Annotated in this window: 27 protein-coding genes and 1 tRNA gene; 19 read left to right on the top strand and 9 right to left on the bottom strand. The window is 63.8% G+C overall.

The genetic code is table 11. The features are described 5' to 3' along the window. Positions 1–48: 48 nt before the first annotated feature. Positions 49–537: a YqaA family protein gene (locus tag CHB88_RS02645; protein ID WP_089397711.1), complete on the bottom strand. Its 489-nt coding sequence runs from the start codon at positions 535–537 to the stop codon at positions 49–51. A gap of 105 nt (positions 538–642) precedes the next feature. Here CHB88_RS02645 and ilvA point away from each other — a divergent pair, with 105 nt between their 5' ends. The 8 genes from ilvA to CHB88_RS02605 all read left to right on the top strand — a co-directional run bounded on the left by ilvA (position 643) and on the right by CHB88_RS02605 (position 8,580). Beyond that, entirely contained in the window at positions 643–2,166 is a 1,524-nt protein-coding gene (gene ilvA / locus CHB88_RS02640; protein WP_089397710.1) for a threonine ammonia-lyase, biosynthetic, read from the top strand. Between the two features lie 130 nt (positions 2,167–2,296). Then, positions 2,297–3,025, top strand: a complete 729-nt coding sequence (locus tag CHB88_RS02635) for a queuosine precursor transporter (RefSeq protein WP_089397709.1) — start codon at positions 2,297–2,299, stop codon at positions 3,023–3,025. A gap of 140 nt (positions 3,026–3,165) precedes the next feature. Beyond that, positions 3,166–4,005, top strand: a complete 840-nt coding sequence (queF, locus tag CHB88_RS02630; RefSeq protein WP_089397708.1) for an NADPH-dependent 7-cyano-7-deazaguanine reductase QueF — start codon at positions 3,166–3,168, stop codon at positions 4,003–4,005. A gap of 273 nt (positions 4,006–4,278) precedes the next feature. Continuing rightward, on the top strand, positions 4,279–4,746 hold the full coding sequence (locus CHB88_RS02625; protein WP_089397707.1) for a PTS sugar transporter subunit IIA: 468 nt from the start codon (positions 4,279–4,281) through the stop codon (positions 4,744–4,746). Positions 4,747–4,761: 15 nt separating this feature from the next. Then, a complete protein-coding gene (gene hprK, locus CHB88_RS02620; RefSeq protein WP_089397706.1) occupies positions 4,762–5,700 on the top strand; it encodes an HPr(Ser) kinase/phosphatase in 939 nt (312 codons plus the stop codon). 69 nt (positions 5,701–5,769) lie between these two features. Further along, a complete protein-coding gene (rapZ, locus tag CHB88_RS02615) occupies positions 5,770–6,630 on the top strand; it encodes an RNase adapter RapZ (RefSeq protein WP_089397886.1) in 861 nt (286 codons plus the stop codon). A 17-nt stretch (positions 6,631–6,647) separates the two neighbouring features. Further along, complete coding sequence (locus CHB88_RS02610) at positions 6,648–7,274, top strand: LON peptidase substrate-binding domain-containing protein (RefSeq protein WP_089397705.1); 627 nt, start codon at positions 6,648–6,650, stop codon at positions 7,272–7,274. A gap of 196 nt (positions 7,275–7,470) precedes the next feature. After that, positions 7,471–8,580 (top strand): GGDEF domain-containing protein, encoded by a 1,110-nt coding sequence (locus tag CHB88_RS02605; RefSeq protein WP_245844677.1) that lies wholly within the window; start codon positions 7,471–7,473, stop codon positions 8,578–8,580. On the opposite strand, the gene mutY is transcribed toward CHB88_RS02605, so the two are convergent. The 3 genes from mutY to mutM are packed head-to-tail and all read right to left on the bottom strand — an operon-like array spanning position 8,577 to position 12,524. Then, complete coding sequence (gene mutY, locus CHB88_RS02600) at positions 8,577–9,716, bottom strand: A/G-specific adenine glycosylase (protein ID WP_089397703.1); 1,140 nt, start codon at positions 9,714–9,716, stop codon at positions 8,577–8,579. The genes CHB88_RS02605 and mutY overlap by 4 nt on opposite strands. After that, on the bottom strand, positions 9,716–11,653 hold the full coding sequence (locus tag CHB88_RS02595) for a dynamin family protein (RefSeq protein ID WP_176442290.1): 1,938 nt from the start codon (positions 11,651–11,653) through the stop codon (positions 9,716–9,718). The genes mutY and CHB88_RS02595 overlap by 1 nt, the downstream gene beginning before the upstream one ends. A gap of 49 nt (positions 11,654–11,702) precedes the next feature. Beyond that, positions 11,703–12,524, bottom strand: coding sequence for a bifunctional DNA-formamidopyrimidine glycosylase/DNA-(apurinic or apyrimidinic site) lyase (gene mutM / locus CHB88_RS02590; protein WP_089397702.1), 822 nt, complete (start codon positions 12,522–12,524; stop codon positions 11,703–11,705). A gap of 123 nt (positions 12,525–12,647) precedes the next feature. Between mutM and CHB88_RS02585 the strand changes: the two genes are divergently transcribed. The 10 genes from CHB88_RS02585 (at position 12,648) to CHB88_RS25005 (ending at position 21,386) form a co-directional block, all read left to right on the top strand. Then, positions 12,648–14,459 (top strand): tetratricopeptide repeat protein, encoded by a 1,812-nt coding sequence (locus CHB88_RS02585; protein WP_089397701.1) that lies wholly within the window; start codon positions 12,648–12,650, stop codon positions 14,457–14,459. Beyond that, positions 14,456–15,097 carry an outer membrane lipoprotein LolB gene (locus CHB88_RS02580; RefSeq protein ID WP_245844675.1) on the top strand — a complete coding sequence of 214 codons (642 nt, stop codon included), beginning with the start codon at positions 14,456–14,458 and terminating at the stop codon, positions 15,095–15,097. Before CHB88_RS02585 ends, CHB88_RS02580 begins: the two co-directional genes overlap by 4 nt. A 16-nt stretch (positions 15,098–15,113) precedes the next feature. Beyond that, the gene (gene ispE / locus CHB88_RS02575) at positions 15,114–16,025 is read left to right on the top strand and encodes a 4-(cytidine 5'-diphospho)-2-C-methyl-D-erythritol kinase (protein ID WP_089397700.1); all 912 of its coding nucleotides are present in this window, start codon (positions 15,114–15,116) and stop codon (positions 16,023–16,025) included. A 46-nt stretch (positions 16,026–16,071) separates the two neighbouring features. Then, positions 16,072–16,148: transfer RNA gene (locus tag CHB88_RS02570), tRNA-Gln, on the top strand. A gap of 105 nt (positions 16,149–16,253) precedes the next feature. Further along, positions 16,254–17,204, top strand: a complete 951-nt coding sequence (locus tag CHB88_RS02565) for a ribose-phosphate pyrophosphokinase (RefSeq protein ID WP_089397699.1) — start codon at positions 16,254–16,256, stop codon at positions 17,202–17,204. Between the two features lie 99 nt (positions 17,205–17,303). Further along, positions 17,304–17,906: a 50S ribosomal protein L25/general stress protein Ctc gene (locus tag CHB88_RS02560; protein WP_089397698.1), complete on the top strand. Its 603-nt coding sequence runs from the start codon at positions 17,304–17,306 to the stop codon at positions 17,904–17,906. Positions 17,907–18,058: 152 nt separating this feature from the next. Then, positions 18,059–18,634: an aminoacyl-tRNA hydrolase gene (pth, locus tag CHB88_RS02555; protein ID WP_089397697.1), complete on the top strand. Its 576-nt coding sequence runs from the start codon at positions 18,059–18,061 to the stop codon at positions 18,632–18,634. A gap of 16 nt (positions 18,635–18,650) precedes the next feature. Then, positions 18,651–19,754 carry a patatin-like phospholipase family protein gene (locus CHB88_RS02550; RefSeq protein WP_089397696.1) on the top strand — a complete coding sequence of 368 codons (1,104 nt, stop codon included), beginning with the start codon at positions 18,651–18,653 and terminating at the stop codon, positions 19,752–19,754. Positions 19,755–19,930: 176 nt separating this feature from the next. After that, entirely contained in the window at positions 19,931–21,022 is a 1,092-nt protein-coding gene (gene ychF, locus CHB88_RS02545) for a redox-regulated ATPase YchF (protein ID WP_089397695.1), read from the top strand. Positions 21,023–21,230: 208 nt separating this feature from the next. Continuing rightward, positions 21,231–21,386, top strand: coding sequence for a hypothetical protein (locus CHB88_RS25005; RefSeq protein ID WP_176442289.1), 156 nt, complete (start codon positions 21,231–21,233; stop codon positions 21,384–21,386). Positions 21,387–21,517: 131 nt separating this feature from the next. Here CHB88_RS25005 and CHB88_RS02540 read toward each other — a convergent pair whose 3' ends face one another. The 5 genes from CHB88_RS02540 to CHB88_RS02520 all read right to left on the bottom strand — a co-directional run bounded on the left by CHB88_RS02540 (position 21,518) and on the right by CHB88_RS02520 (position 25,647). Continuing rightward, positions 21,518–22,249, bottom strand: a complete 732-nt coding sequence (locus CHB88_RS02540; RefSeq protein ID WP_143131103.1) for a hypothetical protein — start codon at positions 22,247–22,249, stop codon at positions 21,518–21,520. Positions 22,250–22,378: 129 nt separating this feature from the next. Further along, positions 22,379–23,404 (bottom strand): hypothetical protein, encoded by a 1,026-nt coding sequence (locus CHB88_RS24135; RefSeq protein ID WP_143131102.1) that lies wholly within the window; start codon positions 23,402–23,404, stop codon positions 22,379–22,381. Between the two features lie 190 nt (positions 23,405–23,594). Next, complete coding sequence (locus CHB88_RS02530; RefSeq protein ID WP_089397692.1) at positions 23,595–23,804, bottom strand: hypothetical protein; 210 nt, start codon at positions 23,802–23,804, stop codon at positions 23,595–23,597. Between the two features lie 186 nt (positions 23,805–23,990). Beyond that, positions 23,991–24,851 (bottom strand): MipA/OmpV family protein, encoded by an 861-nt coding sequence (locus CHB88_RS02525; RefSeq protein ID WP_245844672.1) that lies wholly within the window; start codon positions 24,849–24,851, stop codon positions 23,991–23,993. A 22-nt stretch (positions 24,852–24,873) separates the two neighbouring features. Beyond that, a complete protein-coding gene (locus CHB88_RS02520; RefSeq protein WP_089397691.1) occupies positions 24,874–25,647 on the bottom strand; it encodes an SDR family oxidoreductase in 774 nt (257 codons plus the stop codon). Between the two features lie 178 nt (positions 25,648–25,825). Here CHB88_RS02520 and CHB88_RS02515 point away from each other — a divergent pair, with 178 nt between their 5' ends. Next, the gene (locus CHB88_RS02515) at positions 25,826–26,806 is read left to right on the top strand and encodes a tripartite tricarboxylate transporter substrate binding protein (RefSeq protein WP_089397690.1); all 981 of its coding nucleotides are present in this window, start codon (positions 25,826–25,828) and stop codon (positions 26,804–26,806) included. The last annotated feature ends 51 nt before the right edge of the window (positions 26,807–26,857 follow it).

Raw genomic sequence — 26,857 nt, 5'->3', positions numbered from 1 at the left:
TAGCCTATTGCGACAGGTCAAGCTAAGCCAGCCCGCGGCCGCAAAAGATTAAAACCAGCCGCCGATCTGGCGCCAGACGCTGTCCGGCACGTACATCAGCAGGCCGGTCATGGTGAGATAGCGGCCGAGCTTGCCGATGGCCATGTAAAAAACACAAGGCCAGAAAGGCAGCTTCAGCCAGCCGGCCAGGGTGCAGAGCGGATCGCCGACGGCCGGCAGCCAAGACACCAGCATTGCCTTGGCGCCAAAGCGCTCCAGCCAGCCGAACCAGCGGCTCTTGCGCTCCTTGGCGAAGGCCTGCTTGGCGCCATAGCCCATCCAGTAATCGATGGCGCCGCCGATGGTATTGCCGACGGTGGCGGTCAGGATCGCCGGCCAGAACAGCGAGGCATTGGCCTTGATGACGGCGAATACCGCCGGCTCGGAGCCCATCGGCAGCAGGGTTGCCGACAGCAGGCTGATGATGAAGACGGATGTCAAACCGACATCGGGAACGGCAAGCACTGCAAGCAGCCAATTGACTGTCGATTCGATCATGAGGATAGGAGGATGGGCTGGGACGCTGTGTGGCAAAGAGTGTCCACATTATAATGGGCGGTTATCCCAGCGCCGCCCGGCCGGCGTCAAACGAATTTCAGCTTTATGAAAACTGACTACCTCCAGAAGATACTCACCGCCCGCGTCTATGAAGTCGCGGTCGAAACGCCGCTCGAGCTGGCGCCCACCCTGTCGCAGCGCATGGAGAACCGCATTTGGTTCAAGCGCGAGGATGTGCAGAGCGTGTTCAGCTTCAAGCTGCGCGGCGCCTACAACAAGATGGCCAACCTGACCCCGGCGCAGCTGAAGCGGGGCGTGATCTGCGCCTCCGCCGGCAACCATGCCCAGGGCGTGGCGCTGGGCGCGACGCGGCTCGGCTGCCGGGCGCTGATCGTGATGCCGACCACCACGCCACCGGTGAAGATCGAGGCGGTGAAGGCGCGCGGCGGCGAGGTGGTGCTGTTCGGCGACTCCTACAGCGACGCCTATGGGCATGCGCTGGAGCTGGAGAAGAAACTCAAGCTGACCTTCGTCCATCCCTTCGACGATCCGGACGTGATCGCCGGACAGGGCACCATCGGCATGGAAATCCTGCGCCAGCATCCCGGCCCGCTGCATGCCATCTTCGTCGCCATCGGCGGCGGCGGCCTGATCGCCGGCGTGGCGGCCTATGTGAAGGCGGTGCGGCCGGACGTGAAGGTGATCGGCGTGCAGACCACCGATTCCGATGCCATGGCGCGCAGCCTGAAGGCCGGCCGCCGGGTGACGCTGCCGGACGTCGGCCTGTTCTCGGACGGCACCGCGGTCAAGCTGGTGGGCGAGGAAACCTTCCGCCTGGCGAAGAAATACGTGGATGACATCATCCTCGTCGACACCGATGCGGTATGCGCCGCCATCAAGGATGTGTTCCAGGACACCCGCTCCATCCTGGAGCCGGCCGGCGCGCTGGCGGTGGCCGGCGCCAAGGAGTACATCGAGCGCGCCAGGGCGTCGAAGAAGCCGATCCGCGACCAGGACGTGGTGGCCATCGCCTGCGGCGCCAACATGAATTTCGACCGCCTGCGCTTCGTCACCGAGCGCGCCGAAGTGGGCGAGGCGCGCGAAGCGGTGTTCGCCGTGACCATTCCGGAGGAGCGCGGCAGCTTCAAGCGCTTCTGTGAAATGGTCGGTCCGCGCAACGTGACCGAGTTCGTTTATCGCATCAGCGACGAGAAGGAAGCACATGTGCTGGTCGGCGTCCAGATCGCCAGCCGCGACGAATCGCCGCGCATCACGAAGAACTTCGAGAAGCATGGCTTCAGGACGCTGGACCTCACCCACGATGAGCTGGCCAAGCTGCACATCCGCCACCTGGTGGGCGGCAAGAGCCCACTGGCGCACGATGAACTGCTGTACCGCTTCGAATTCCCGGAGCGTCCGGGCGCGCTGATGCGCTTCTTGGCCAGCATGGCGCCGAACTGGAACATCAGCCTGTTCCACTACCGGAACCAGGGCGGCGACGTCGGCCGCATCCTGGTCGGCCTGCAGGTGCCGAAAAAGGAAATGAAGGATTTCCGCGCCTTCCTCGCCACCCTCGGCTACCGCCACTGGGACGAGAGCGAAAACCCGGCCTACAAGCTGTTCCTGTGAGGCCGATGCCGGCGCCGTGACCTCGGACGGCGGCGCCAGCGCAAGCATGGCCGCCTGCAGACCGCGCACGGCCATGCGAAGATAACGCAAGGAAACAGACACCCGCGCCCAGCCCATCATCTTTCCGCCCATGGACCCACACCACTCCGCGCCGCGCCCGCTCGGCAGCTACAAGTACTACGACTTCGTGATGGCTTCCTTCGTCACGGTGCTGCTCTGTTCCAACCTGATCGGCGCGGCCAAGGCGGCCGAAGTGACGCTGCCCATCGTCGGCACCGTGGCCTTCGGCGCCGGCGTGCTGTTCTTTCCGGTGTCCTATATCTTCGGCGACGTCCTGACCGAGGTCTACGGCTACGGCCGCGACCGGCGCGTGATCTGGGCCGGCTTCGGCGCTCTGCTGTTCGCTGCCGTGATGTCGACCGTGGTGCTGGCGCTGAAGCCGGCGGCCGACCCTTTCAATGCCGAATACCAGACCCACCTGCAGGCGGTGTTCGGCAACACCCCGCGCATCGTGCTCGGTTCCATCATCGCCTTCTGGTGCGGCAGCTTCGTCAACAGCTACGTGATGGCGAAGATGAAAGTGCAGATGGAAGGCCGTCGGCTGTGGATGCGGACCATCGGCTCCACCATCTGCGGCGAGCTGGTGGACTCGGGCCTGTTCTACGTCATTGCCTTCTATGGCATCTGGTCCAACCAGCAGCTGCTGAGCGTGGTCGTCGCGCAGTACGTGCTGAAGACCGGCTGGGAGGTGGTGATGACGCCGGTGACCTACAAGGTGGTTAACTTCCTCAAGCGCCGCGAGAACGAGGACTACTATGACCGACGGACCGATTTCAATCCGTTCCGGCTCAAGGTCTGAGGCGCCGGCTGTCCGCACGGAAAGCCGGCGCAGAACCGGCCCCGCCCTTGTCTGTCATAGGACTGGGCCCGCTTGAAAATTTTGCAACCGCCGCTTGATGCCGCACAAGCGGCGCTCCTTTTTTACCGAAGACGCTTTTCATGACCACATCCGACCAGCCCGGCGATTCGCCGCTGGGCAAGCCCACCGAATACCATGCCGAGTACGCGCCCTCGGTGCTGTTTCCCATCGCCCGCCAGGCGAAGCGGGAGGAAATCGGCATCGCCGGCACCCTGCCCTTCTTCGGCATCGACATCTGGAACGCCTATGAAGTCTCCTGGCTCACCCTGCGCGGCAAGCCGCAGGTGGGCATCGCCACCCTCACGGTGCCGGCGGATTCGCCCAACATCATCGAATCCAAATCGCTGAAGCTGTACCTGAATTCCCTGAACCAGACCCGGCTCGCCGGGCCGGAAGCCCTGCTGGAGTTGCTGCGCGCCGACCTCTCGGCCGGCTTCGGCGCGCCGGTGCAGGTCAAGCTGACTACGCCGGACGCCTTCTCCACCCTGCAGATGGGCGAGCTGGAAGGCTTGCTGCTGGACCGGCTCGACATCGAGGTCGACCAGTACACGCCCGATCCCGGCCTGCTGCGCGCCAACCATGAGGAAGCCATCGTCGAGGAAACCCTGCTGTCGCACCTGCTGAAATCGAACTGCCTCGTCACCGGCCAGCCGGACTGGGGCAGCGTGCAGATCCGCTATGTCGGGCCCCAGATCGATCAGGAAAGGTTGCTGAAGTACCTGATCGGCTTTCGCAACCACAATGAATTTCATGAACAGTGCGTGGAGCGGATTTTCATGGACATTCTGCGCCAGTGCCGGCCGCAGAAACTGTCGGTCTACGCCCGCTATACCCGGCGGGGCGGCCTCGACATCAATCCCTGGCGCAGCAATTTCACCACCGGCCAGCGGCCTTCCAACCTGCGCAACGCCCGCCAGTAACCCATCCCCACCGCCTCGTCTCGCTTCACGCGCCGCAGCCTGCCTGCGGCGTGCTGCATTGCAGGCATGAACTTCGCTTAACTATTCCCGCGAAATGGCTTGGCATCTGTTTTTCATGAGCTAAGCTAATCGCTATCGATGTAATTCTTTCCATATAAATAGGAATGTTCCATAGGGATGACACCATCGACGATTTCGCGTTGCGCAAGCCGAAAAGAAGCCTATAATTCGAGGCAGCAATTGAATTGTGCAGCGCATCAAAACTACTGCGACATGACCAACCTAGCCAAAATCCTCTCCCGCGACAATGTCGTGCTCGACCTGGAAGTTTCCAGCAAGAAGCGCGCATTCGAGCAGGCAGGCCTGATCTTCGAAAACAATTGCGGCATCGCCCGCTGCGTGGTGTCGGACAATCTGTTCGCTCGCGAGCGGCTCGGCTCCACCGGCCTCGGCCATGGCGTCGCCGTGCCGCACGGCCGCATCAAGGGATTGAAGGCGCCGCTGGCTGCCTTCGTGCGGCTGAAGGAACCGATTCCGTTCGAGTCGCCCGATGCGCAGCCGGTGAAGCTGCTGGTGTTCCTGCTGATCCCGGATCATGTCACCCAGCATCACCTCGAAATCCTGTCCGAAGTGGCCGAGATGTTTTCGGATGAATCCTTCCGCGCCACCCTGGCCACCGATCCCGATACCGCTTCCGTCCATGCCCGCATCCTGGCATGGGAACCCAGCATCCACGCCTGAGGCCCGCCACCGACCATGCCGCTATCCTCGCTGCTGACAATACAGCAACTCTATGACGATACGCGGGAAGCGCTTCAACTCGGCTGGTTCGCCGGCTTTCCCGGCGGTGAACGCCGCATCACCGGCGACGCCACCTCGGCAGCCGACCAGGTCGGCCACCTGAATCTGATCCACCCCGGCCGCATCCAGGTCTTCGGCCATCAGGAAATCGAGTATTACAACCGCCTTTCGCCGGCCGCCCGCGTCTACCAGACGGAAGAACTGGTGAGCGGCGAGCCGCCCGCCTTCATCATCGCCCAGGGGCTGGAAACGCCGCCCTACATCCTGTCGGTGTGCGATGAAAAGAATATCCCGCTGTTTTCCACGCCGCTGCCGGCGGCGCAGGTGATCGACTACCTGCGCGTCTATCTGTCCAAGGAACTGGCGCAGCGCGTCACCATGCATGGCGTGTTCATGGACGTGCTCGGCGTCGGCGTGCTGATCACCGGCGAATCCGGCCTGGGCAAGAGCGAGCTCGGCCTGGAACTGATTTCCCGCAATCACGGCCTGGTGGCCGATGACGTGGTGGAGTTTGCCCGCATCGCGCCCAACATGATCGAGGGCCGCTGCCCGCCGCTGCTGCGCAATCTGCTGGAAGTGCGCGGCCTGGGCCTGCTCGACATCCGGACCATCTTCGGCGAGACGGCGGTGCGGCGCAAGATGCGCCTGAAACTGATCGTCCATCTCGTCCGCCGCAGCACGCTGGAAGAAAACTATGAACGCCTGCCTCTGCATTCGCAGACCGAGGAAGTGCTGGGCCTGCCGATCCGCAAGGTGGTGATTCCGGTCGAGGCCGGCCGCAACCTGGCGGTCCTGCTGGAAGCGGCGGTGCGCAACACCATCCTGCAATTGCGCGGCATCGACACCCTGAAGGAATTCATGGAGCGCCAGCAGAAGGCGATGGGCAACGAATAAGGTGTCGTGCCCCGCGCCTGGCGGATATGGCCCCTGCGCCCCGGCAAAGGCATGCGGTATGATTCCGGCATGCGCATCGTACTCATTACAGGTATTTCTGGTTCCGGAAAATCGGTCGGGCTGAACGCTCTCGAAGATGCCGGTTATTTTTGCGTCGACAACCTGCCGCCGCGCCTGCTGCGGCAACTGGTTGAAACCCGCCTGGAAGAAGGCGGCGGCAACCTGGCGGTGGCGATGGACGTGCGCAGCGCCGATTCCCTGGCGGGCCTCCCGGTCGACATCGACGCCCTCAAGGCCGAAGGTCATGACGTCAAGGTCCTGTTCCTGACGTCCAAGACCGAATCCCTGATCACCCGCTTCTCCGAAACCCGGCGCAGCCATCCGCTGTCGCACCGCCTCGCCGGCGGCGCCGTGAGCCAGCCGACCTTGACCGAGTGCATCATGCGCGAGCGTGAAATGCTGTCCGCGATCGAGGGCCTGGGCCATGTGATCGATACCTCGGGACTGTCGGCCAACAAGCTGCGCTCCTGGATCAAGGACCTGGTCGAGATCGACCGTGCGCCGCTGACCCTGCTGTTCGAATCCTTCGCCTTCAAGTACGGCGTGCCGCTCGATGCCGACATGGTGTTCGATGTGCGCGTGCTGCCCAATCCCTTTTACGACCTGGCGCTGCGCCCGCTCACCGGCCGCGATGCGCCGGTGATCGGCTTCCTCGAATCCCAGCAACAGGTCGGCGCCCTGCTCACCGACATCCGCCAGTTCATCGAACGCTGGCTGCCCTCCTTCAAGAACGACAACCGCAGCTACCTGACGGTGGCCATCGGCTGCACCGGCGGCCAGCACCGCTCGGTCTACATGGTCGAGCAATTGGCGCGGCATTTCGGCGCCACCGAGCGGGTGCTGCGGCGTCATCGCGAACTTGCCGGCTGATTCGGCATCCCAGCCACATGCCTGCCGAGCCGATCTGGGTACCCCTGTTTCCGCTGAAGACCGTCCTGTTCCCGGGCGGCGCCCTGCCGCTGCGCGTGTTCGAGACCCGCTACATCGACATGGTGCGGGAATGCATGCGGGAGGAATTGCCCTTCGGCGTGGTGTTGATCAAGTCGGGCCAGGAAGTCGGCGCCGCCGCCGAGCCGGAAGCTGTCGGCTGCCTGGCCCACATCACTTCCTGGGAAATGCCCAGTCTCGGACTGATGATGCTGCAGACCCGCGGCGGCCTGCGCTTTCGCATCCTGGAAACCCGGGTGCTGACCGATCAGCGGCTGGAAGCCCGCATCGCCATGCTGATGCCGGAAGCGCCGGCACCGGTGACGGATGATCTTCACGGCTGCGCCATCAGCCTGGAAACGGTGATCGCCAATATCGAAGCGGTCGGACAGGCCGAGCAGGGCAGCGATTTCGACAGCCCCTTCACCCGTCCGCTGCATTTCGACGACGCCGGCTGGGTCGCCAACCGCTGGTGCGAAATCCTGCCGATTCCGCTGGCTGCGCGCCAGAAGCTGCTGGAGCTGGACGATCCGCTCGACCGCCTGGCAATCGTTCAGAAATACCTGAAGCAGCACGACATTCTCTGACCCCGCGGCCTTTCCCGCCTGTCCCGCTCCACTGTTTCCGCCTTTGAGCAGTTCGGACCTGCGCGCCGATCTATTGCCGCAAGGCCATTTCGCTTGTGTGTCCGCAAGAACCTCCCGGTCGCTTCGTACGATAAATAAGGAAAACCGCCGGGCCGCTGCCGCGGCCTCCGATTCACCCGGTTCAGCAAGAATGCACATGCTTACAATGGACGACACCCGCAATGCCCTTCAGGCAGGATTGCCCGAACGGCGCAAGGCCGGCCAGGCCAGCCACCTGCCTGAGATTTCGCCGATCAGCCTGACCTCGCTGCTGTACGCGCTCAGCCTGTTCATCTTCTACTATCAAGGCTTCATCGGCGGCACCAGCTTCATCGCCGCTGCCGCCGGGGTGCTCGGCTGGGTGCTGATGTTCTACGCCGTGTTCCGCAGCGGCGCCCATCTGCGTATGGCCGATCCCAGCCTGGTGCTGCCGCAGATCGGCGCGGCGCTGGCGACCATGCTGCTGGTGGCCTACCTCGAGCCGTCGACCCGCATCGCCCTGGTGCCCTTCATGCTGGTGGCATTCTCCTTCGGCGTATGCCGCCTGACCACCAGCACCATCACCCTGCTGGCCATGCTGTGCCTGCTGTCGCACCTGGGCATCGTGCTGGCGCATGCGCAGGTCGAAGGCTATGGCATGGAATTCCGCGCCGGGCTGCTGCAATGGTTCGTTCTTGCGCTGACCCTGCCGGCGATGATTGCCGTCGGCAAGCAGATCCAGACCCTGCGCCTGACCCTGCGCGCGACCCGGCACCAGCTCGAGCACTACGAAGAACGCTCGATCCGCGATGACCTCACCGGCCTCTACAACCGGCGCCAGCTGCAGATGGACCTGGAGCGGGCGCGCCTGACCTGCGGCGCGCGCTCGGCATCGTTCTCGCTCTGCCTGATCGACGTCGACCACTTCAAGCAGATCAACGACAGCCATGGCCACCTGGCCGGCGACACGGTGCTGCGCGACTTCGCCCGCATTGCCCGCGACAGCGTGCGCGACAGCGACATCCTCGGCCGCTTCGGCGGCGACGAATTCATGCTGATCCTGCCCGAGACCGACCTGAAGGGCGCGGTGGTGCATGCGGAGCGCCTGCGCGTCTATGCCCAGTTCCTCGACTTTTCCCGCGTCATGGAGCAGCGCCACATTTCACTCTCGATCGGCGTCGCCCAGTACCGGCCGGGCGAAAAGGTGACCGACCTGATTGCCCGCGCCGATGCCGGCCTGTATCGCGCCAAGCAGCTCGGCCGCAACCGGGTGGAGTGGGTCGATTAGGAAAACAGGTCGGCCTGGCCAAACAACCCGAGCAACAGACGCTTGACCGGCGCCGGCAGCGGCGCCGGCTCGATGCCGGCGAGCGGCAGCCAGACATGGATGCCCTCGGATGCCATGGCGATGCGCTGCTTGAGCTCCACCTGGAAAGGCTGCACATGCAGCTTGAAATGGGTGAACTGGTGGGTGAAGGTCTGCAGGCGCTGCAGCGACGCCGGCTCGCCGAAGGCGGCTGCGGCGGCCAGGACTTCCTGCTGCAGCAGTTCCGGCGCCAGCGCCTGCGGCTCCATGCCGCCCGCCTGGGGAAGAGACAGCAACCCGCCCCAGATGCCGCTGCCCGGCCGCTGCTCCAGCAGCAAGTCGCCGCCATGGGTGATGACCAGCATCACCGCATGCTTTTCCGGCACGGCTTTCTTCGGCGCCCGCGCCGGCAGCGCATTCGTCCGGCCGGTGGCGCGCGCCACGCAGCGCGCCGCCAGCGGGCAGCGCTCGCAGGCCGGCTTGCTGCGCGTGCAGATGGTGGCGCCGAGGTCCATCAGCCCCTGGGTATAGGCTTCGATGCCCTCCTCCGGCAGCAGGGCGACGGCGCGCAGCCACATCTGATCTTCCACCGGCTTGGAAGTGACCACGCCCTCGATGCCGAAGACGCGGGCGAAGACCCGCTTGACGTTGCCATCGAGGATGGCGGCGCGGGTGCCATAGGAAAAGGCGGCGATGGCGGCGGCGGTCGAGCGGCCGATGCCAGGCAGTTCCGCCAGCAGCGCCGGATCGCCCGGAAAGCGTCCGCCGTACTGGCTCACCACCTGCTGGGCGCAGCGGTGCAGGTTGCGGGCGCGGGAGTAATAGCCCAGCCCGCTCCAGAGCGCCATTACCTCTTCCTGAGGCGCGGCCGCCAGCGCTTCCACCGTGGGGAAGCGATCGAGGAAACGTTGGTAGTAGGGAATGACGGTCGCGACCTGGGTTTGCTGCAGCATGATTTCCGACAGCCACACCCGGTAGGCATTGCGCGTGTTCTGCCATGGCAGCGCATGCCGGCCATGGCGCTTCTGCCAGGCGATGACGTCGGCGGAGAAACCGGGATCGGAAAAAGCGGAAGCCGCCTGGGATTCAGGCGGCGTGCCTGCCAGCGTTCGCTTCATCAGGCTGCCATGCGCGCCGCCGCGAGTTCAGCCATGACGGCATTCCTGAGCCCGGATTCATGCATCGCCAGGGTGGTCTGCTTGGCGGCGAGATCGGCCTGCATCGCTTCCAGCGCCTCGAGTTTTTCCTCCAGGCTGCCGGTGGCTTCATGAATGCGCTCGATCGACTGCCGGCGCTGGCGCAGCTGCACCTTGTGCTCGTAGATCTGGGATTCGAGCGGCGCCATCACCATCTTCAGCCAAGCATCGACGTCGCGGTTGGCGCGGGCGAAAGCCTGCTTCACGCGGGAAGCGATGGAGTCGAAGAATTTCTGCATCAGCACCATCTGCGGCGTGGTCAGCAGCGCGGCGGTGCCGAACTGGCTCTGGTAAATGCGTTCGATGGCGCGGATTTCGACCACATAGCGGTCGAGCGAGAAGCTGGGCGGCGCGCTCAGCGCCAGGCCGTGCTCGCCAGAGAACTTGCGGTACATCGCGTTCATCATCTCGCTGATCTCTTCCACCTTGCGGGCGGAGACCGAGAGGCTGTCATGCACCTCGTCGAAGAATTCGCGCACCGCCTGGCGCAGGCCGGTGGAAAAGCGGCTGCTGCTCATTTCATCCCGCGCCTTGCGGATGCCTCCCTTCAGGTTGTCCATGCCGAGGGAAGTGAAGACCTCGTTCGACAGGCGGGTGAATACGGCGCGCGTGCCCTGCAGGGTGACGAGGCTGCTGTCGAACTCCTTCTTCTCGAGGTCGATGCGCTTCATCATGTGCAGGATGATGCCCTGGTTCTTGCCGCGCAGGCTCTTCAGCTCCACCAGCTGCTCCACCACGTTGCGCATGCGCGCAGACAGGAGCGACTGGCGGCCGGCATTGATTTCTTCGATGTCGCGCAGCAGTTGCGAGCGGATGATGTCCTGCTTGCAGGGAATCAGCTCGCTCGACATGGCGCTCTCCAGCTGCGGCAGACGGCTTCTGTCCAGCAGGCCGGCATCCTGATTCACCTTGGCCACCAGGCCCTTCTGGGCCGATACGGGGAAAACCTGGCTCTGATCGAGGCCGAGCAGGACGGCGGCGTTCTCGGCTTGCTGCTCGATCTGGGCCTCCACCTCGGCCGGGCTGCGCAGCTCGTCCCACATGCTGTCGATCTTGTTGAGCACCACCATGCGGCCAGGGGCGCTGCCGATGTGGCTGCGCCAGATGTCGATGTCGCTCTTGGTGACGCCGGTATCGGCAGCCAGCACGAACAGCACCGCATGGGCGTTCGGGATGAGGTTGAGCGTCAGTTCCGGCTCGGTGCCGATGGCATTCAGGCCCGGCGTGTCGATGATGACCAAGCCTTCCTTCAGCAAGGGATGCGGGAAGTTGACGATTGCATGGCGCCACTGCGATATCTCGACGGTGCCGGCGGCATCCACGGTAAGCGCGGCATCGGCATCGCTCTCGTCGAACAAGCCATAGCGCCTGGCCTCCTCGACCGGCACGCGCTTGGTCAGGCTGACCTGCTTGAAGGCTTCCAGCATGCCGTCGGCGCTGGCGATGTCGAGCGGCAGCACGGTCCAGGCGTGGCTTTGCTCCTTCAGATCGCTGGTGGATTGGGCGTCGGCCCGTGTCTCGATCGGCAGCAGCCGGATCGACGGCGGCAGGCTGTCGTCATACATCAGTTCGGTGGGGCACATGGTGGTGCGGCCGGCTGACGAAGGCAGGATGCGCTGGCCGTAGTCGGCAAAGAAAATGGCGTTGATCAGTTCCGACTTGCCGCGCGAGAATTCGGCGACGAAGGCAATCGTCAGCTTGTCGTTGGCGAGCCGCGCCCTGATCGCCTCGATACGCTGCCGGCAGGCTGCATCGCCAAGTTCGGCGCTGTCCATCCACGCTTCATAGCGCGACAGCGCCGAAGCGACTCCAGTGCGCCAGTTGCTGTACTCATGGAAGCTGCGGACCAGGTTGCTCACGTTGCCCTCGATAAAGTTTTTGCTGGTTCGTGCAGCCTAGCATCGGGCTTTATTTTTGACAATTTGCGCAGTAGAAGGTGGAACGCTGCCCCTGTCGTATTTGGCGTATCTGGGCATTGCAAATACGACATGGTTCGCCGGTCCGGTCGTACACGAAATAGCTTTGCTGGAAGTAGCCGCTGTTGCCGTCCACGCCGATGAAATCCCGCAGCGTGCTGCCGCCTTTCTCTATGGCGGCGTGCAATGTCTCGCGTATCGCCTCAGCCAGCTTTTGATAGCGGGCGAGGCTGATGCGGCGGGCCGGCGTCTTCGGATTGATGCCGGCCTTGAACAAACTTTCCGACGCATAAATATTGCCGACACCAACGACGATGTTGCCAGCGAGCAACACTTGCTTGATCGGTGCGCTCCGGTTGCGCGTCAGGCGGTGGAGGTGTTCGCCCGAAAACTGCCCCTCCAATGGCTCGATGCCGAGCCCCCGCAACAACATGTGGCTGTCGATCTCGCCGTCGTCGCGGTCATGCCACAGCACCGCCCCGAAGCGACGCGGATCGGTCATGCGCAGCACCTGGTCCTCCAGCACGATGTCGACATGGTCGTGCTTGCCGGCCGGCGTCTGCAGCGGCAGCACGCGGAGATGGCCCGACATGCCGAGATGCACGATCAGCGTTCCATGGTCGAAGCGGATCAGCAGGTACTTGCCGCGCCGGCCGGTGCCGCGTATGGCGCGCCCCTCCAGCAATTGCGGCAGGTCGGGAGGAAATGGCCAGCGCAGGCCGGCATGGCGCAGCACGACGGCGCGCACGGTACGGCCTTCGAGATGGGGCGCCACGCCGCGACGGGTGACTTCAACTTCGGGGAGTTCAGGCATGATTCATGCAGATTGTGCGAACTTAGCGAAAAACAAGGGCGTCGACGAAGAAGGGATGGCTGCCAGCGCAGGCACCCGGGTTGGGCGTAGAATGGAATCAGCTAGGACAGCCAGGACAACCGATTGAAAAACCTACTCCTCATTGTAACGCTGCCAGCCATTCTGGCTGCCTGCGCCACCCAGTCGCCGCGGCCGGCGGCGAGCGCTGCCGACACCGCTGCTCAGACGGCGAGCGCCGACCAGGAAACATCTTCCGCTTCGCCGTCGAAGACAGCGGCCCGAAACGGCAGAACGCTGGAGGAAAAGCCCGAAGACCCGCTGCCCAACCTGACCTTATCCAAGGACAACCTGTACCGTTTGCTGGCGGCTGAACTCGCGGCCCAGCGCGGCGACTGGCAGGCGGCTTACGCCACCGTCGTGGCCGTGGCGCAGGAAACGCGCGATCCGCGCCTGGCCAAGCGGGCCGCCGAGATCGCGCTCGGCGCCAAGCAGCCGGCGGAAGCCTTGAATGCGGTCAGGCTGTGGCGCGCGCTGGCGCCGAATTCCGATGAGGCGGCGCAGTACTACCTGAGCTTCGTACTGCTCGGCGACAACCTGGCCGAAGCCAAGCCCATGCTGGAGCAGCGCATGCGCGAGGCGCGCGAGCCGACGCGCGGCATGATGGCGTTCCAGCTGCAGCGCCTGCTCTCCCGCGCCAAGGACAAGGATGCGGCCTTCAGCCTGCTGGAGGATGTGCTGGCGCCCTACCAGAACCTGCCCGAGTCGCACCTTGCCCTGGCGCAGAGCGCCTTCAACAAGGGCGACGGCGAACGCGCGCGCAGCGAGGCGCGCGAGGCATTGCGCATCAAGCCGGACATGGAACTGGCCGCGCTGACCTTGGCCCAGGTCACTGCCGACAGGGGCGATGCCGACCGCGTGCTGGCCGACTTCCTGAAGCGCTATCCGAAATCGCGTGATGTGCGGGTGGCGCATGCGCGCATGCTGGTCGAGCAGAAGCAGTACGAACGCGCCCGCTCCGAATTCGGCCTGCTGCTGAAGGAGCAGCCGAACGACCTGACCGCCCTGTTTGCCCTCGGCATTCTCAGCGCCCAGCTGAACGACAACAAGAGCGCCGAGAAGTACCTCACCAGCTATGTGCAGAACCTTTCCGCACAGCCCGACGAGGAGCGCGACCCGACCCAGGCCTACATGCTGCTGGCCCAGATCGCCGAGGAACGCAAGGATAGCGAGGCGGCGCTGCGCTGGCTGTCCCAGGTGGAGCCCGGCGAAGGCTATCTCGGCGCGCAGATCCGGCGCGCCCAGATCATCGGCAAGCGCGGCGACCTCGAAGGCGCGCGCGCCGTGCTGCGCGAAATCAAGCCGGCCGGGGAACGGGAACAGATTCAGCTCATCATCGCCGAGGCGCAGATCGAGAAGGATGCGAACAAGACGCCGGCGGCGATGCAGACCGTGAAGGATGGCCTGACGCGCTTCCCGCAAAGCACCGACCTGCTCTACGAATACGCCATGCTGGCGGAAAAGGCGAGCCAGTACGAAGCCATGGAAACGGCGCTGCGCAAGGTGATTCAGCTGGCGCCGCATAACCAGAATGCCTACAACGCCCTCGGCTACTCGCTGGCCGAGCGCAACATCCGTCTGCCGGAAGCGCAGTCCCTGATCGAGAAGGCCCTGAGCCTCGCGCCGGACGATCCCTTCATCCTCGACAGCATGGGCTGGGTGCAATTTCGACTCGGCCGCCTGAAGGAAGCGGAAGCTTCGCTGCGCCGCGCCTATGCGATGCGTCCGGATGCGGAGATCGCGGTGCATCTCGGCGAAGTATTGTGGGTCAAGGGCCAGCGCGAAGATGCGCAGCGATTCTGGCGCGACGCCCAGACCAAGGATCCGCAGAACGACGCCCTCAAGAGCACACTGGCGCGGTTCAACGTCCGCCTATGATGCCGTTCCGTGGTTCGTGCCGGGCTGCCCGGGGCGGCCTGGCGCTGCTCCTGTCGTTTTCCCTTGCCGGCTGCGCCGGCCTGCTTCCCTCGCAGGCGGCGCCGGATTCCGAAGCGGCGATACAAGCTGCCGGCAGACCCTATCTCGACACATTGAAGGTCAACGGCAGGCTGTCGGTGCGCTACCAGGCCAATGGCAAGGATGAATCCTTGAGCGGCGGCTTCCTCTGGTCGCAGGCGCCCCGGCAAACCCAGGTCACCCTGCTGTCGCCGCTCGGCCAGACGGTGGCGCTGATCGAGGCCTCGCCCGACGGCGCCACCTTCCAGCAATCGGGCCAGCCGCCCCGCAGCGCCGGGGATGTCGACAGCCTGGTGGCGCAGACGCTGGGCTGGCCGCTGCCGGTTTCCGGCCTGCGCGACTGGCTTCAGGGATTCGCCACCGATCAGCAGGGCCGGCGCTTCATCGCCACGCCGGCGCGGCAGGAAGTCACCACCGCCGACGGCTGGCGCCTGCTCTATGCCTCCTGGAGCGATGCGAGTGACGGCCAGCCACCCCGGCCCAGGCGCATCGACGCACAGCGCGCCACCGTGGAAGCAGGCGAGGTGGCGCTGCGCATCGTCATCGATGGCTGGCAATAACCCGCATCAATATCCGATGAACCAGCGACTCGACAACTGCCTCGCCCCGGCGAAGCTGAATCTCTTCCTGCATGTCGTCGGCCGTCGCGCCGACGGCTACCACCTGCTGCAGACGGTGTTCCAGCTGCTGGACCACGGCGACCTGCTGCATTTCGAAACCCGTGCCGACGGCCTCATCCGCCGCGTCACCGACGTGCCCGGCGTGCCGGAGTCGTCCGACCTGATCGTGCGCGCCGCCACCCTGCTCAGGAGCGCCGCCGCCGAACGCATGGATGCATCACGGCTTGGCGCCGACATCGCCATCGACAAGCGCCTGCCCATGGGCGGCGGCCTGGGCGGCGGCTCCTCCGACGCGGCCACCACGCTCATGGCATTGAACCATCTCTGGCAGACCGGCTTCTCGCGCCAGGAGCTCATGGCGCTCGGACTGCAACTGGGTGCCGATGTGCCCTTCTTCATCTTCGGGCGCAATGCGTTCGCCGAAGGCGTGGGCGAAGAACTGGCGCCGGTGGACACGCCGAGGGATTGGTATGTTGTCATCGAGCCGGGCATATCGGTGCCGACGCCACAAATATTTTGTTCGCCGGAATTGACAAGGGACTCAAAACCCATCAGAATAACGGACTTTCCTAGCGCGCCAAGGAATTCAGCAGCAACGAACTCCAGGCGCTTCGGAAAAAACGATTTGCAAGAAGTGGCAGCCAAGCTGTTCCCCCAAATAGACGAGTGCATCACTTGGCTCGGACGATTCGGGGATGCCAGGATGACCGGTTCCGGCGCATGCGTTTTCTGCGCATTCGACGATGAACAGCAAGCCGACCAGGCACTGCAAGCAGTGCGGACGGCGGGACGGGAAAACTGGAAGGCATGGAAAGCCAGCGCGATCGAGCGGCATCCGCTCTCGCATCTTCTGCAAATCGAACACTGAATTCGCCGGTGTTGCAGCAGCAGGCAGCATGGGCAACCAGTTGTGTAGGGGAGTCGCCAAGTTGGTCAAGGCACCGGATTTTGATTCCGGCATTCGAAGGTTCGAATCCTTCCTCCTCTGCCATTTACCTTCATTGCAAAAATAACGAAAAGCCGCCAAGGCAGACTTCCGGGTCATGCGTTGGCGGCTTTTCTGATCTTTAACCCACACTTTGTAGCTAGGTATCCCATGGCGCTTGAGAACCTGATGGTTTTTACCGGCAACGCTAATCCGGAACTGGCCGCCGGGGTTGCCAAGCAACTCGGCATTCCGCTCGGCAAGGCTGTCGTCTCGAAATTCTCCGACGGCGAAGTCATGGTCGAGATCAACGAGAATGTGCGCGGCAAGGATGTCTTCGTCCTCCAGTCCACCTGCGCGCCGACCAACGACAACCTGATGGAAATCATGCTGATGGTCGATGCGCTCAAGCGCGCTTCCGCCGGACGCATCACCGCCGCCATCCCCTACTTCGGCTACGCCCGCCAGGACCGCCGCCCGCGCTCCGCCCGCGTCGCCATTTCCGCCAAGGTCGTTGCCAACATGCTGCAGGAAGCCGGCGTCGAGCGCGTGCTGATCATGGATCTGCATGCCGACCAGATCCAGGGCTTCTTCGACATCCCGGTCGACAACATCTACGCTTCGCCGCTGCTGCTGGGCGATCTCGTCGCCAAGAACTACGACGACCTGCTGGTCGTGTCGCCGGACGTCGGCGGCGTGGTGCGCGCCCGCGCGCTGGCCAAGCGCCTCGACTGCGACCTCGCCATCATCGACAAGCGCCGTCCCAAGGCCAACGTCTCCGAAGTGATGAACATCATCGGTGAAGTCGAAGGCCGCAACTGCGTCATCATGGACGACATGGTCGATACCGCAGGCACCCTGACCAAGGCTGCCGAAGTGCTGAAGGAGCGCGGCGCCAAGAAGGTGGTGGCCTACTGTACCCACCCGGTGCTGTCCGGCCCGGCGATCGAGCGCATCTCCAGCTCGCCGCTGGACGAGCTGGTGGTGACCGACACCATCCCGCTGTCGCCGGCCGCCCGCGCCTGCCCGAAGATCCGCCAGGTGACCTGCGCCGGCCTGCTGGCCGAGACCTTCAAGCGCATCACCAAGGGCGATTCGGTGATGTCGCTGTTCGCCGATTGAGTTTTGGATGGCCGGCTTCTCGAAGCCGGCTTTTTCGCATCCCCTGGTCGCGGGGGATGAGCATGCCGGACCGACGTCCGGCTTATTTTGGAGCTGAAAATGAAAGTAGTTGCATTCCCACGCAATGAGCAGGGGACCGGAGCGAGCCGCCGCCTGCGCAATGCTGGCCAAACCCCCGGCATCATCTACGGCGGCAGCCTGCCCCCGGTCACCGTCGCGCTCGATCACAACGCGCTGTTTCACGCGCTGAAGAAGGAAACCTTCCACTCGTCCATCCTCGACATGGAAATCGAAGGCAAGGTCGAGAAGGTTCTGCTGCGCGACTTCCAGATGCACGCGTACAAGCAGCTGGTGCTGCACGTCGACTTCCAGCGCGTCGATGCCAACCAGAAGATCCACGTCAAGGTGCCGCTGCACTTCGTCAACGCTGAAGTCTCCCCGGCCGTGAAACTGTCCGCCGGCGTCATCAGCCACGTGCTGAACGAACTGGACATCTCCTGCTTGCCGGGCGACCTGCCCGAGTTCGTGGAAGTCGACCTGTCGAAGCTCGAAGCCGGCAATTCGATCCACCTGTCCGACATCCAGCTGCCGAAAGGCGTTACCGCCGTCGCCCACGACAACCCGACCCTCGCCACCGCCACCGTGCCGGCCGGTCAGGTTTCCGCCGACGACGCTGCCGCTTCCGACGAAGAGAAGAAGTAATCTCGCCGTCAGGCAGTCTTGCAAAAACCCGCCTTCGCCGGCGGGTTTTTCTTTTTCCGCATTCGTCCGGTTGAAGCATGCGCCCGGCTCTTGGATAATCGTGCGCTGTCCGACGGAGAACCGTCGCCACGCCACTCAATCAACCACACCCCATGTCCATTCGCCTCATCGTCGGCCTCGGCAATCCCGGCCCCGAGTATGAACTTACCCGCCACAACGCCGGCTTCTGGCTGGTCGATGCGCTCGCCGGCCGGTCTCTGGCGCGCGAGTCGCGCTTCAATGCGCTGGCGGCGAAGACGAGCATTGCCGGCCAGGATGTGTGGCTGTTGGAGCCGCAGACCTACATGAATCGCTCCGGGCAGTCGGTCGGCGCGCTGGCGCGCTTCTACAAGATCGCGCCGGACGAAGTGCTGGTGGTGCACGACGAACTCGACCTGCCGCCCGGCAGCGCCAAGCTGAAGAAAGGCGGGTCCTCCGGCGGCCACAACGGCTTGAAGGACATCACCGCCGCGCTCGGCACCCAGGACTACTGGCGCCTGCGGCTGGGCATCGGCCATCCGCGCTCGCTGAATCTGCAGCAGCCGGTGGTGGACTTCGTGCTGCACCGGCCGCGCAAGGAAGAGCAGCCGCTGATCGACGACGCCATCGAGCGCAGTCTGAAGGTCGTTCCCCTGCTCTGCGAAGGCAAGTTCGAAGCGGCGATGATGCAGCTGCACAGCGCCAAGTGAGCGTCGCGCATAAAACATGAGCGAACTCCTCATCCAGGCGGGGCGCGCTGCCTTGGCCCGTATGCGTCGCGATGGCCTGCGGCCGGCCGACATCGCCGTCATTCCCGCGGCCGCCGGCGGACCCAAAGGCCTGATCCTGCAGAAAATCGACCAGTGGCTGTTCGGCGAGTGGCTGCCGCAGGCGCCGCGCGAGCGCATGCTGATCGGCGCTTCCATCGGCGCCTGGCGCATGGCCGCCGCCTGCCATGCGGATCCGGTGGCCGCCTTACAGCGACTTGGCGACCTCTACTGCGAACAGCGCTATCCGCACAAGCCATCGGCGCAGTTCGTCACCGACACCTGCCGCCGCATGCTGGCCGACTTCATCGGCGGTCATGAGGAGGAAGTCGTCAGCCACCCTCGGCACCGGCTGCACATCCTCGCTTCCCGCGGCAGCCGCTGGCTGGCGGCACCAAAGGCGCGCGGCGCGGCGATGGCCGGCTTCGGCGCCGCCATCCTCGGCAACCTGCTGTCGCGCTCCGGGCTGGCGCGCCACATGGAACGGGTGGTCATCGGCGACGCCCACGCACCGGCGGACTGGCTGAGGCAGCGCTTCGATGCCTTCGCCACCCATTTCGCCCGGCTCGCGCCCGACAACCTGGACAGCGCCCTGCTCGCCTCCGGCACCCTGCCCTTCATCATGGAACCGGTGCGCGGCATTCCGCATGCGCCGAGCGGCACTTACTGGGATGGCGGCCTGATCGACTACCATCTCGCCCTGCCTTACTCGCGCATCAGCGAAGTCGAGCGCGGCGGCTTGGTGCTGTATCCGCATTTCGGCCCGCACATCGTACCCGGCTGGTTCGACAAGCAGATGCCGTGGCGCTTCGCGCACCGCGCGCGCGATGCCCACTGGCTGGACAACGTCATCCTGGTCTCGCCGACGCGGCGCTTCCTGGAACGTCTGCCGAACCGCAAATTGCCGGACCGGAACGATTTCGTGAAATACGGCCTGGACCATGATGCCCGCACCGCTGACTGGCAGCGCGCCATCGCCGAGTCCGCCCGGCTGCGCGACGAGCTGGCTGCCTTCGTCGAGAAACCCGATCTGTCGCGCGTGAAGCCGCTGACACCCGCCTGAGCAGGCATGCGGTTTTTGATGGCTGCTCCAGCCAAGGTTACAATGGAGGTTTTTCGCCAGCGGAGGCAATTTGCCTCCGCCCGCCCCGTGCACCGCTGACGCATGCCATGCGCAGCCCATGCAGGCCGATGCCGCCCTTGCCGGCGCGAGCCTGATCGAATTGTCAAAGGAATCCCATGAGTCTCAAATGCGGCATCGTCGGCTTGCCCAATGTCGGCAAATCCACGCTCTTCAACGCCCTGACCAAGGCAGGCATCGCCGCCGAAAACTATCCGTTCTGCACGATCGAGCCCAATGTCGGCATCGTCGAGGTGCCGGACTCGCGCCTGAACGCGCTGGCCGAGATCGTCAAGCCGGAGCGCATCCTGCCGGCGACGGTGGAGTTCGTGGACATCGCCGGCCTGGTCGCGGGCGCTTCCAAGGGCGAAGGTTTGGGCAACCAGTTCCTGGCGCACATCCGCGAAACCGATGCCATCGTCAACGTGGTGCGCTGCTTCGAAGACCCGAACGTCGTCCACGTGGCCGGCAAGGTCAGTCCGCTGGATGACATCGCGGTGATTCAAACCGAGCTGGCGCTGGCCGACATGACCACCGTCGAAAAGGCGGTGCAGCGCGAGAACAAGAAGGCCAAGGCCGGCGACAAGGAAGCGATCAAGCTGGTGGCGCTGCTGGAGCGCCTGCTGCCGGCGCTGAACGATGCCAAGCCGGTGCGCGCCCTCGGCCTCGACGCCGAGGAAATGGCGCTGATCAAGCCGCTGTGCCTGATCACCGCCAAGCCCGCCATGTATGTCGCCAACGTCGCCGACAACGGCTTCACCAACAATCCGCTGCTCGACCAGCTCACCGCCTACGCCAATGAGCAGAATGCGCCCATCGTTGCGATCTGCGCCGCCATCGAAGCCGAGATCGCCGACCTCGAAGACGAGGACAAGGGCGCCTTCCTGGCCGACATGGGCATGGAAGAGCCGGGCCTGAACCGGCTGATCCGCGCCGCCTTCAAGCTGCTCGGCCTGCAGACCTACTTCACCGCCGGCGTGAAGGAAGTGCGCGCCTGGACCATTCCCATTGGCGCCACCGCGCCGCAAGCCGCCGGCGTGATCCACACCGATTTCGAGCGCGGCTTCATCCGCGCGCAGACCATCGGCTTCGACGACTACATTGCCTACAAGGGCGAACAGGGTGCGAAGGAAGCGGGCAAGATGCGGGCCGAAGGCAAGGAGTACGTGGTCAAGGACGGTGATGTGCTGAACTTCCTGTTCAACGTCTAAGCGCTACTCGTATCGCAAGCCTCTCGGCTCGACAATGAAAGCCCCGACCAATCGGCCGGGGCTTTTTTTCGTCCTTTTCTTATCGCGAAGGATTTTTTGCGTAGCAGCAAAAATTAAGAAATAAATTAAGAAATACTATCAGCCACAAGGGGAATTATGTTTTGTGCAATGCGTCAAAAAGCGGTAACCATCGATTAATGGAGTCCGCATGTTCGCATCCACCCACGACCCTTATGCAGGAATGGTTCTCAAGCGTTATAACGTTCACGCCCAGCAGGAAAACATCGCTTCGGACGAGTGTTGGGAAGCGCCGCCGGCCGCGCTGGAAGAACTGCCCGAGGGCCTGATCGCCGACGAGATCTGAGACTCTTCTTTTCCAGCTCGATTAACCTTTTCCATCGTCCAATCAGGCAGTGCCATCTGATCGCAGAGGCGCTTGAGTGCATTGAATGCATTGAGTCGAAGGAAAAAAGCAGAAAGCAGGAGCTGCCTCGCCTAGTAGGCGTAACGCAGCGCCAGCGTCAGCAGCCGCTGGACATGCTCCGGCTGGGCCACCGTGCCGACCACATTGCCGGCATGGCGCAAAGGATAGTCGGCGCTGCGCCGTACGCGCATCCAGTCGAACTCCAGGCCGATGCTGACGCCTCCTTGCTGCGCCATGGCCACGCCAAGCCGCACGCCTGCCGCCGGCTTGCTCCTGACCTCCGCCGAGTCGTACAGCTGCATCGGAAAACCGATATTGATGCGCTCCGGTTCAGCCAGCACCAGCAGGCCGCGCGTGACCATGCGGGCTTGCATGAACTCGGCGTGGTGCTGCAGGCCGGCCAGCATGCGCAAGCCGGCATAGCGTTCATTCAGGCCGAGCGCGATTCCGCTGCCGCGAATGTCGCGATCCGAGCGCTGCCATTCGATGCCGCCAGCGAGATCGACCGTGGAGGTCCAGCGGCGCAGCGCAAACAACTGCAGCCGGGATTGGGCCACATGGGTTCGGGTGTTCACCGGCGCGCCCGACTGTGTGCGGCCTTCATAACCGATGGTGGACGCAAAATGCTCGGCCGCGAGGCAGGCGCTGAACTCTTCAGCTTGATGACAGGCTTCGGCCGTCACACCTGGAATGACACCGTGCTCGGACACGATGCGACGGCCGGCCAAGTCATGCTCGGTGAAGTGCATATCGCGCACGGCAATGGCGACGCTGCCGCTCCATGCCGGAGTTGCTGCTTTCACGTGAGGCAGTGCGAAGGCACCACAAAGGATGGCGATCAGGTGATACGAGATCGCACGGCGCGCCATCCGGCCAACCGGATGACGCTGTCCGTCTTTTCGACTTTTTGATGTCAAGAGGAACACCTGAACTCAACTGCGGCTGTTGATGTCCGTCCAGGTGGTATTGATAGTTTCGTCGTAAACGCCATCGCCATTGCGATCCACATCGAGCTTGACGCTGGTAGCGTCAATGGCCGTCAGTCTGACGCTGGTGTTGTCGGTCGCGGTCACTGTCATCACACCTGTCGAGGGATTGAGTGCCGGTACCGTGACCTGGAAAGGCGTGACCGTCTTGATCACATAGGTGCCGTTGCCCAGCTTCGCCACGTTGCCGGTGAAACTGAAGTTGGAGCTGAACGTGCTGACATTGCCATCTATCGAACCGGTGTAGGTATAAGCAGCGAGCTGTTCGTTCCGAGTGAGCACCCCATAGCGATAAACCTTGGATTGCATCAGGTTACCGCTCACCACGATAGTCGCTTTCTTATAGGCCGTCTGGTTGAAATCCATGCGCATGTCGCCGTTGACGCTGGAAGAGTTGCCTGCGCTCGTGCTTGTCGACAGATCGGAGAAGCGCAGCATCATGGTGGCGCTCCAGGCTGTCGTCGAGCCGATGGTGCCAGTTACGTTCGCGAACTGAAATTCGATTGACCCATTGAGAGTTGAGCCACCGCTGAGGCAATTGCTTGCACTGATGGTAAGGCTATCGCCATTGCTGATTTTGCTGGACACGGCAGTATTGCTTTTTACCGAAATTGTGCCGCTACCACCGGAGCAAGTAAAACTGTCATTCACCACAGCGCCGGTCACGAGATTGCTTGCTTTGCTAGCATCGAGGCCTTGATAAAGCAATCCGAACGAAGCATCGAGCAGTCCCGGGCGAATATCTTGAGTCTCGACTTGGACCCCGGTCACCAGCGTGCTGCTGCTCGATGTCTGGCTGTTCAGGCTGGAAGACGATGAAAAGCCCTGAGACGCCGCATCCTGAGCATTATTGATGGTGATGGTTGATGCCTGCTGCGCGACGGGTGCAGGCGATGACGTGTCACCGCCCCCACCACAACTTGCCAATGTCAGCGCGCCAGCGACCATCGTGACTGCAACTGCGATCCTCATTCTGCCTCCGTATACAAAGTAAAAGACGTGCCACGGAGGAATGCTATGTTAATTTTTTTGAAACATCAGTATGAATTAGGTCATGGGAAGCACTGCAACTTGCGAGGCAAGAAGAGAGGCGTGCAGGCACGCCATTCAACCGCGGGCGGGCCTGCCAGCATGTAGAGTGACGCGGTGGGGAAAGGACCGGTCAATGCCCGAATCGGTTTCCGATGCCGCTCATCCAGGAACTTCCCGGAATCGGCTGGTCGCCGGCGAGGCGTTCCTCCGCCAGGCGACAGATGTCAAGGATGTCCTTCGCCCATTGCGGATAGAGCGCCTCGCGGCCCCGTTCGGCAGCAGCTTCGTAGTGCTCGATGGCCAGCTCGGCGAACCGGCGCAGGCGCCAGATTTGCTCCATTTCCTGTTTCAATGCGTGTCCGATCCGGCAGGTGCGAGGGCAAGGATGGCTTGGCGGGAAAGCTCTGTCCGTCCTTGATGAAAGTCTCATATTGCAAGACAGCAATATTCTCGCACACAAGCAAGAGACAGGCTATAGCCGGCGTGGCTTCGATGCCATGACTTCGATGGATGCAAACCCCGGAGGTCAGTAATCGGCCTGCACCCGCTGCGACGACTCGCCGAACACCCAGGCCATGGCCAGCCCGGCGGTTACCGCGCTGCGCCGCTGCACCAGCGGACTGTCCTCGAACGCCGCGCCGGCCAGCGCATCGTAGCGGAGGAAGGCGCCGACCCAGTAGCGCGGAAAGCGCTTCGACAGGGTGGTGGTGAACTGGCTGCCGCCATAGCCGCCGGCGGCGGCGTAAGCCGGCCTGACGGCGGTGGCCTGTTCCGGACTGACGCTGTAGAAATGCTCGTTCACGCGGCGGCTGTTGAAGATGGGACCGGCCGACATGCCCACCTTCCAGCCGCGCTGGCCGAGCGGGTCGCTCATTTGCAGCTGCAGGTTGGGAGCGAACACCCAGCCGATCGACTTAGGCGGACTCTGCACGGTGAAACCGGCACGCACCGGCGCCCGCAAGGCCAGTCGCATGCCCCGGTCGGCCGACTCCCACAGCAGCGCATTGATGGTCGGCCCGATCTCGGCGATCGGCTTCAGGTCCGGCATGCCCTGCCGCGCCGGATTGTCGCGGCTGCGCCCGCCCGGCGCGAAGTTGAGGCTGATGTCGAGTTCATAGCGGCCGCTCTCCAGCAGCTGGGTACGGATGCCGTTGCGGTCGGCCTTGAGATGTTCGCCGCGATAGATCAGATAGGGAAACGGCAGCGCATAAGTATGCGATACGTCGGAGCCGCGATAATCCGGCGCCGAGAAAACGCTGGCGCCCACGCCGAGCTCCCACAAGGGCAGTTGTTCGGCCAGGCTGGCAGAAGAAGCGGCGAGCGCGCCTGCCGTGAAGGCAAAGGCCGCGAGCATGCGGCGCGGACTGCGGGTGCGACCTGCGTTCATGGTTCTCCTTGTTGAATGCGGATCAGACCGCGCTGATGCCGCCGTCGACGGCGATGTTCTGGCCGGTGATGTGGCGCGAGGCTTCGGACGCGAGAAAGACCACCACGCCTTTCAAATCCTCGTCGCCGCCGATGCGGTGCAGGGGCGCGCGGGCGATCACGCCCTCGGCCACCTTCTCCAGCAGGCCGGCCGACATCTTCGATGGGAAGAAGCCCGGGCAGATACCGTTGACGTTGATATTGTATTTGCCCCATTCCGACGCCAGCGCCCGGGTGAAGTTGACCACCGCGCCCTTGGAAGTGTGATAGGCGATGGTGCTGACATTGGTGGCGCTGCCGCGCAGGCCGGCCACCGAAGCAACATTGATGATCTTGCCGGCGCGACGCGGGATCATGCAGCGCTTCGCCACTTCGCGAGCGAGGAAGAAGGTGGAATCCACGTTCAGGTTCATCACCTTGTGCCAGGCTTCGTCCGGATACTCCTCCGCAGGCGCGCCCCAGGTGGCGCCGGCATTGTTGATCAGGATGTCGACCATGCCGACGCGGTCAACCACCTCCTCCACCAGCGCCGGGATGCCCTCGGGTTTGGAGAGGTCGTTGACGAAGGTCTCGGCCTCGATGCCCTGAGACTTCAGATGGGCCTGGGCGTCGCGCAGTTCGTCGGCCTTGCGCGCGGTGATGGCGATGCGGCAGCCCACCTCGCCCAGCGCTTCCGCCATCTGCAGGCCGAGCCCGCGCGACCCGCCGGTGATCATCGCCACCTTGCCTTCGATGTTGAACAATTCCTTCACGCCCACGATGGATCTCCTCTCGTTCTGCTCGTTGTCGGAGCCGGTCTCGTGCGCACGGGGACCGGCCGGATATTGGTGCTATATTAACCCGACGGTCGGCAGGGATTCAGGCGCCCGACCGTGAACGGAGCCGGCGCAAGACCCGCGTCAATCCCGTTGCAGCCAATCAAAAAGAGGAGACAAGATGTTCAGGAAGCTGTTCAGCACGGCCGCTCTGGCCGCCATCACGCTCGCCGCCGGCCATGCCGCCGCCCAGGCCGACGCCAAGAATTTTCCCAGCAAACCGCTGCGCATCGTGGTCACGTTCACGCCGGGCGGCGCGCCCGACATCCTGGCGCGCATGCTGGGCGAACGCTTCACCGCCGCCTGGGGACAGCCGGTCGTCATCGACAACAAGCCGGGCGCCGGCGGCAACATCGGCTCCGATTTCGTCGCCAAGTCGGCGCCGGATGGCTACACCCTGGTGGTCGGCACCGTCGGCACCCACTCGATCAACGGCGCGCTGTACAGCAAGATGCCCTATGACATGGTGAAGGACTTCAGCCCGGTGACGCTGCTGGCGACCACGCCCAACATCCTGGTGGTGAACAACGACGTGCCGGCGAAGAACCTGCAGGAGTTCATCCAGCTCGGCAAGAAGGAGGGCAAGATGACCTTCGCCTCCTCCGGCTCGGGTACTTCCATCCATGTCTCCGGCGAGCTGTTCAAGAGCATGACCGGCATCGACATGACCCATGTGCCCTACAAGGGGCGGGCGGTGGCCATTCCCGACCTGCTCGGCGGCCGCGTCACCATGATGTTCGACAACATGCCGTCCAGCCTGCCGCTGGTCAAGGAAGGCAAGCTGCGCGCGCTCGGCGTTACCAGTTCGAAGCGCGCCGCCGCCGCGCCGGAGATTCCCACCATCGCCGAATCCGGTCTGCCCGGCTTCGAGGCGGTGTCCTGGTTCGCGCTGTTCGCGCCGGCCAACACGCCCAAGCCGATCGTCGACAAGATCCAGGCCGAGGTGGCGCGCTACCTCAAGACGGCCGACGCCTCGAAGAAGCTGATGGACCTCGGCCTGGAACCGGTGGCGTCGACGCCGGAAGAGCTGGCCGCCTACCAGAAGAGCGAAATCGCGAAATGGGCCAAGGTGGTGAAGGATTCCGGCGCCAAGGCGGAGTGATGGCCAAGTAAGCGTGGCCTGTGTGCGGCGCGGGCATTTTCGGGCATGACG

It is taken from the genome of Noviherbaspirillum humi (assembly GCF_900188095.1).
GTDB lineage: Bacteria > Pseudomonadota > Gammaproteobacteria > Burkholderiales > Burkholderiaceae_D > Noviherbaspirillum > Noviherbaspirillum humi.
Note: the sequence above shows the minus strand (reverse complement) of the source record. Positions and strands in the feature narration are given on the sequence as shown.

Excerpts from the sequence above, each read along its gene's own strand:
- CHB88_RS02645 (WP_089397711.1), bottom strand. The coding sequence starts at position 537 with ATGATCGAATCGACAGTCAATTGGCTGCTTGCAGTGCTTGCCGTTCCC.
- ilvA (WP_089397710.1), top strand. The coding sequence starts at position 643 with ATGAAAACTGACTACCTCCAGAAGATACTCACCGCCCGCGTCTATGAA.
- CHB88_RS02635 (WP_089397709.1), top strand. The coding sequence starts at position 2,297 with ATGGACCCACACCACTCCGCGCCGCGCCCGCTCGGCAGCTACAAGTAC.
- queF (WP_089397708.1), top strand. The coding sequence starts at position 3,166 with ATGACCACATCCGACCAGCCCGGCGATTCGCCGCTGGGCAAGCCCACC.
- CHB88_RS02625 (WP_089397707.1), top strand. The coding sequence starts at position 4,279 with ATGACCAACCTAGCCAAAATCCTCTCCCGCGACAATGTCGTGCTCGAC.
- hprK (WP_089397706.1), top strand. The coding sequence starts at position 4,762 with ATGCCGCTATCCTCGCTGCTGACAATACAGCAACTCTATGACGATACG.
- rapZ (WP_089397886.1), top strand. The coding sequence starts at position 5,770 with ATGCGCATCGTACTCATTACAGGTATTTCTGGTTCCGGAAAATCGGTC.
- CHB88_RS02610 (WP_089397705.1), top strand. The coding sequence starts at position 6,648 with ATGCCTGCCGAGCCGATCTGGGTACCCCTGTTTCCGCTGAAGACCGTC.
- CHB88_RS02605 (WP_245844677.1), top strand. The coding sequence starts at position 7,471 with ATGCTTACAATGGACGACACCCGCAATGCCCTTCAGGCAGGATTGCCC.
- mutY (WP_089397703.1), bottom strand. The coding sequence starts at position 9,716 with ATGAAGCGAACGCTGGCAGGCACGCCGCCTGAATCCCAGGCGGCTTCC.
- mutM (WP_089397702.1), bottom strand. The coding sequence starts at position 12,524 with ATGCCTGAACTCCCCGAAGTTGAAGTCACCCGTCGCGGCGTGGCGCCC.
- CHB88_RS02580 (WP_245844675.1), top strand. The coding sequence starts at position 14,456 with ATGATGCCGTTCCGTGGTTCGTGCCGGGCTGCCCGGGGCGGCCTGGCG.
- ispE (WP_089397700.1), top strand. The coding sequence starts at position 15,114 with ATGAACCAGCGACTCGACAACTGCCTCGCCCCGGCGAAGCTGAATCTC.
- CHB88_RS02565 (WP_089397699.1), top strand. The coding sequence starts at position 16,254 with ATGGCGCTTGAGAACCTGATGGTTTTTACCGGCAACGCTAATCCGGAA.
- CHB88_RS02560 (WP_089397698.1), top strand. The coding sequence starts at position 17,304 with ATGAAAGTAGTTGCATTCCCACGCAATGAGCAGGGGACCGGAGCGAGC.
- pth (WP_089397697.1), top strand. The coding sequence starts at position 18,059 with ATGTCCATTCGCCTCATCGTCGGCCTCGGCAATCCCGGCCCCGAGTAT.
- CHB88_RS02550 (WP_089397696.1), top strand. The coding sequence starts at position 18,651 with ATGAGCGAACTCCTCATCCAGGCGGGGCGCGCTGCCTTGGCCCGTATG.
- ychF (WP_089397695.1), top strand. The coding sequence starts at position 19,931 with ATGAGTCTCAAATGCGGCATCGTCGGCTTGCCCAATGTCGGCAAATCC.
- CHB88_RS25005 (WP_176442289.1), top strand. The coding sequence starts at position 21,231 with ATGTTCGCATCCACCCACGACCCTTATGCAGGAATGGTTCTCAAGCGT.
- CHB88_RS24135 (WP_143131102.1), bottom strand. The coding sequence starts at position 23,404 with ATGAGGATCGCAGTTGCAGTCACGATGGTCGCTGGCGCGCTGACATTG.
- CHB88_RS02530 (WP_089397692.1), bottom strand. The coding sequence starts at position 23,804 with ATGGAGCAAATCTGGCGCCTGCGCCGGTTCGCCGAGCTGGCCATCGAG.
- CHB88_RS02525 (WP_245844672.1), bottom strand. The coding sequence starts at position 24,851 with ATGAACGCAGGTCGCACCCGCAGTCCGCGCCGCATGCTCGCGGCCTTT.
- CHB88_RS02515 (WP_089397690.1), top strand. The coding sequence starts at position 25,826 with ATGTTCAGGAAGCTGTTCAGCACGGCCGCTCTGGCCGCCATCACGCTC.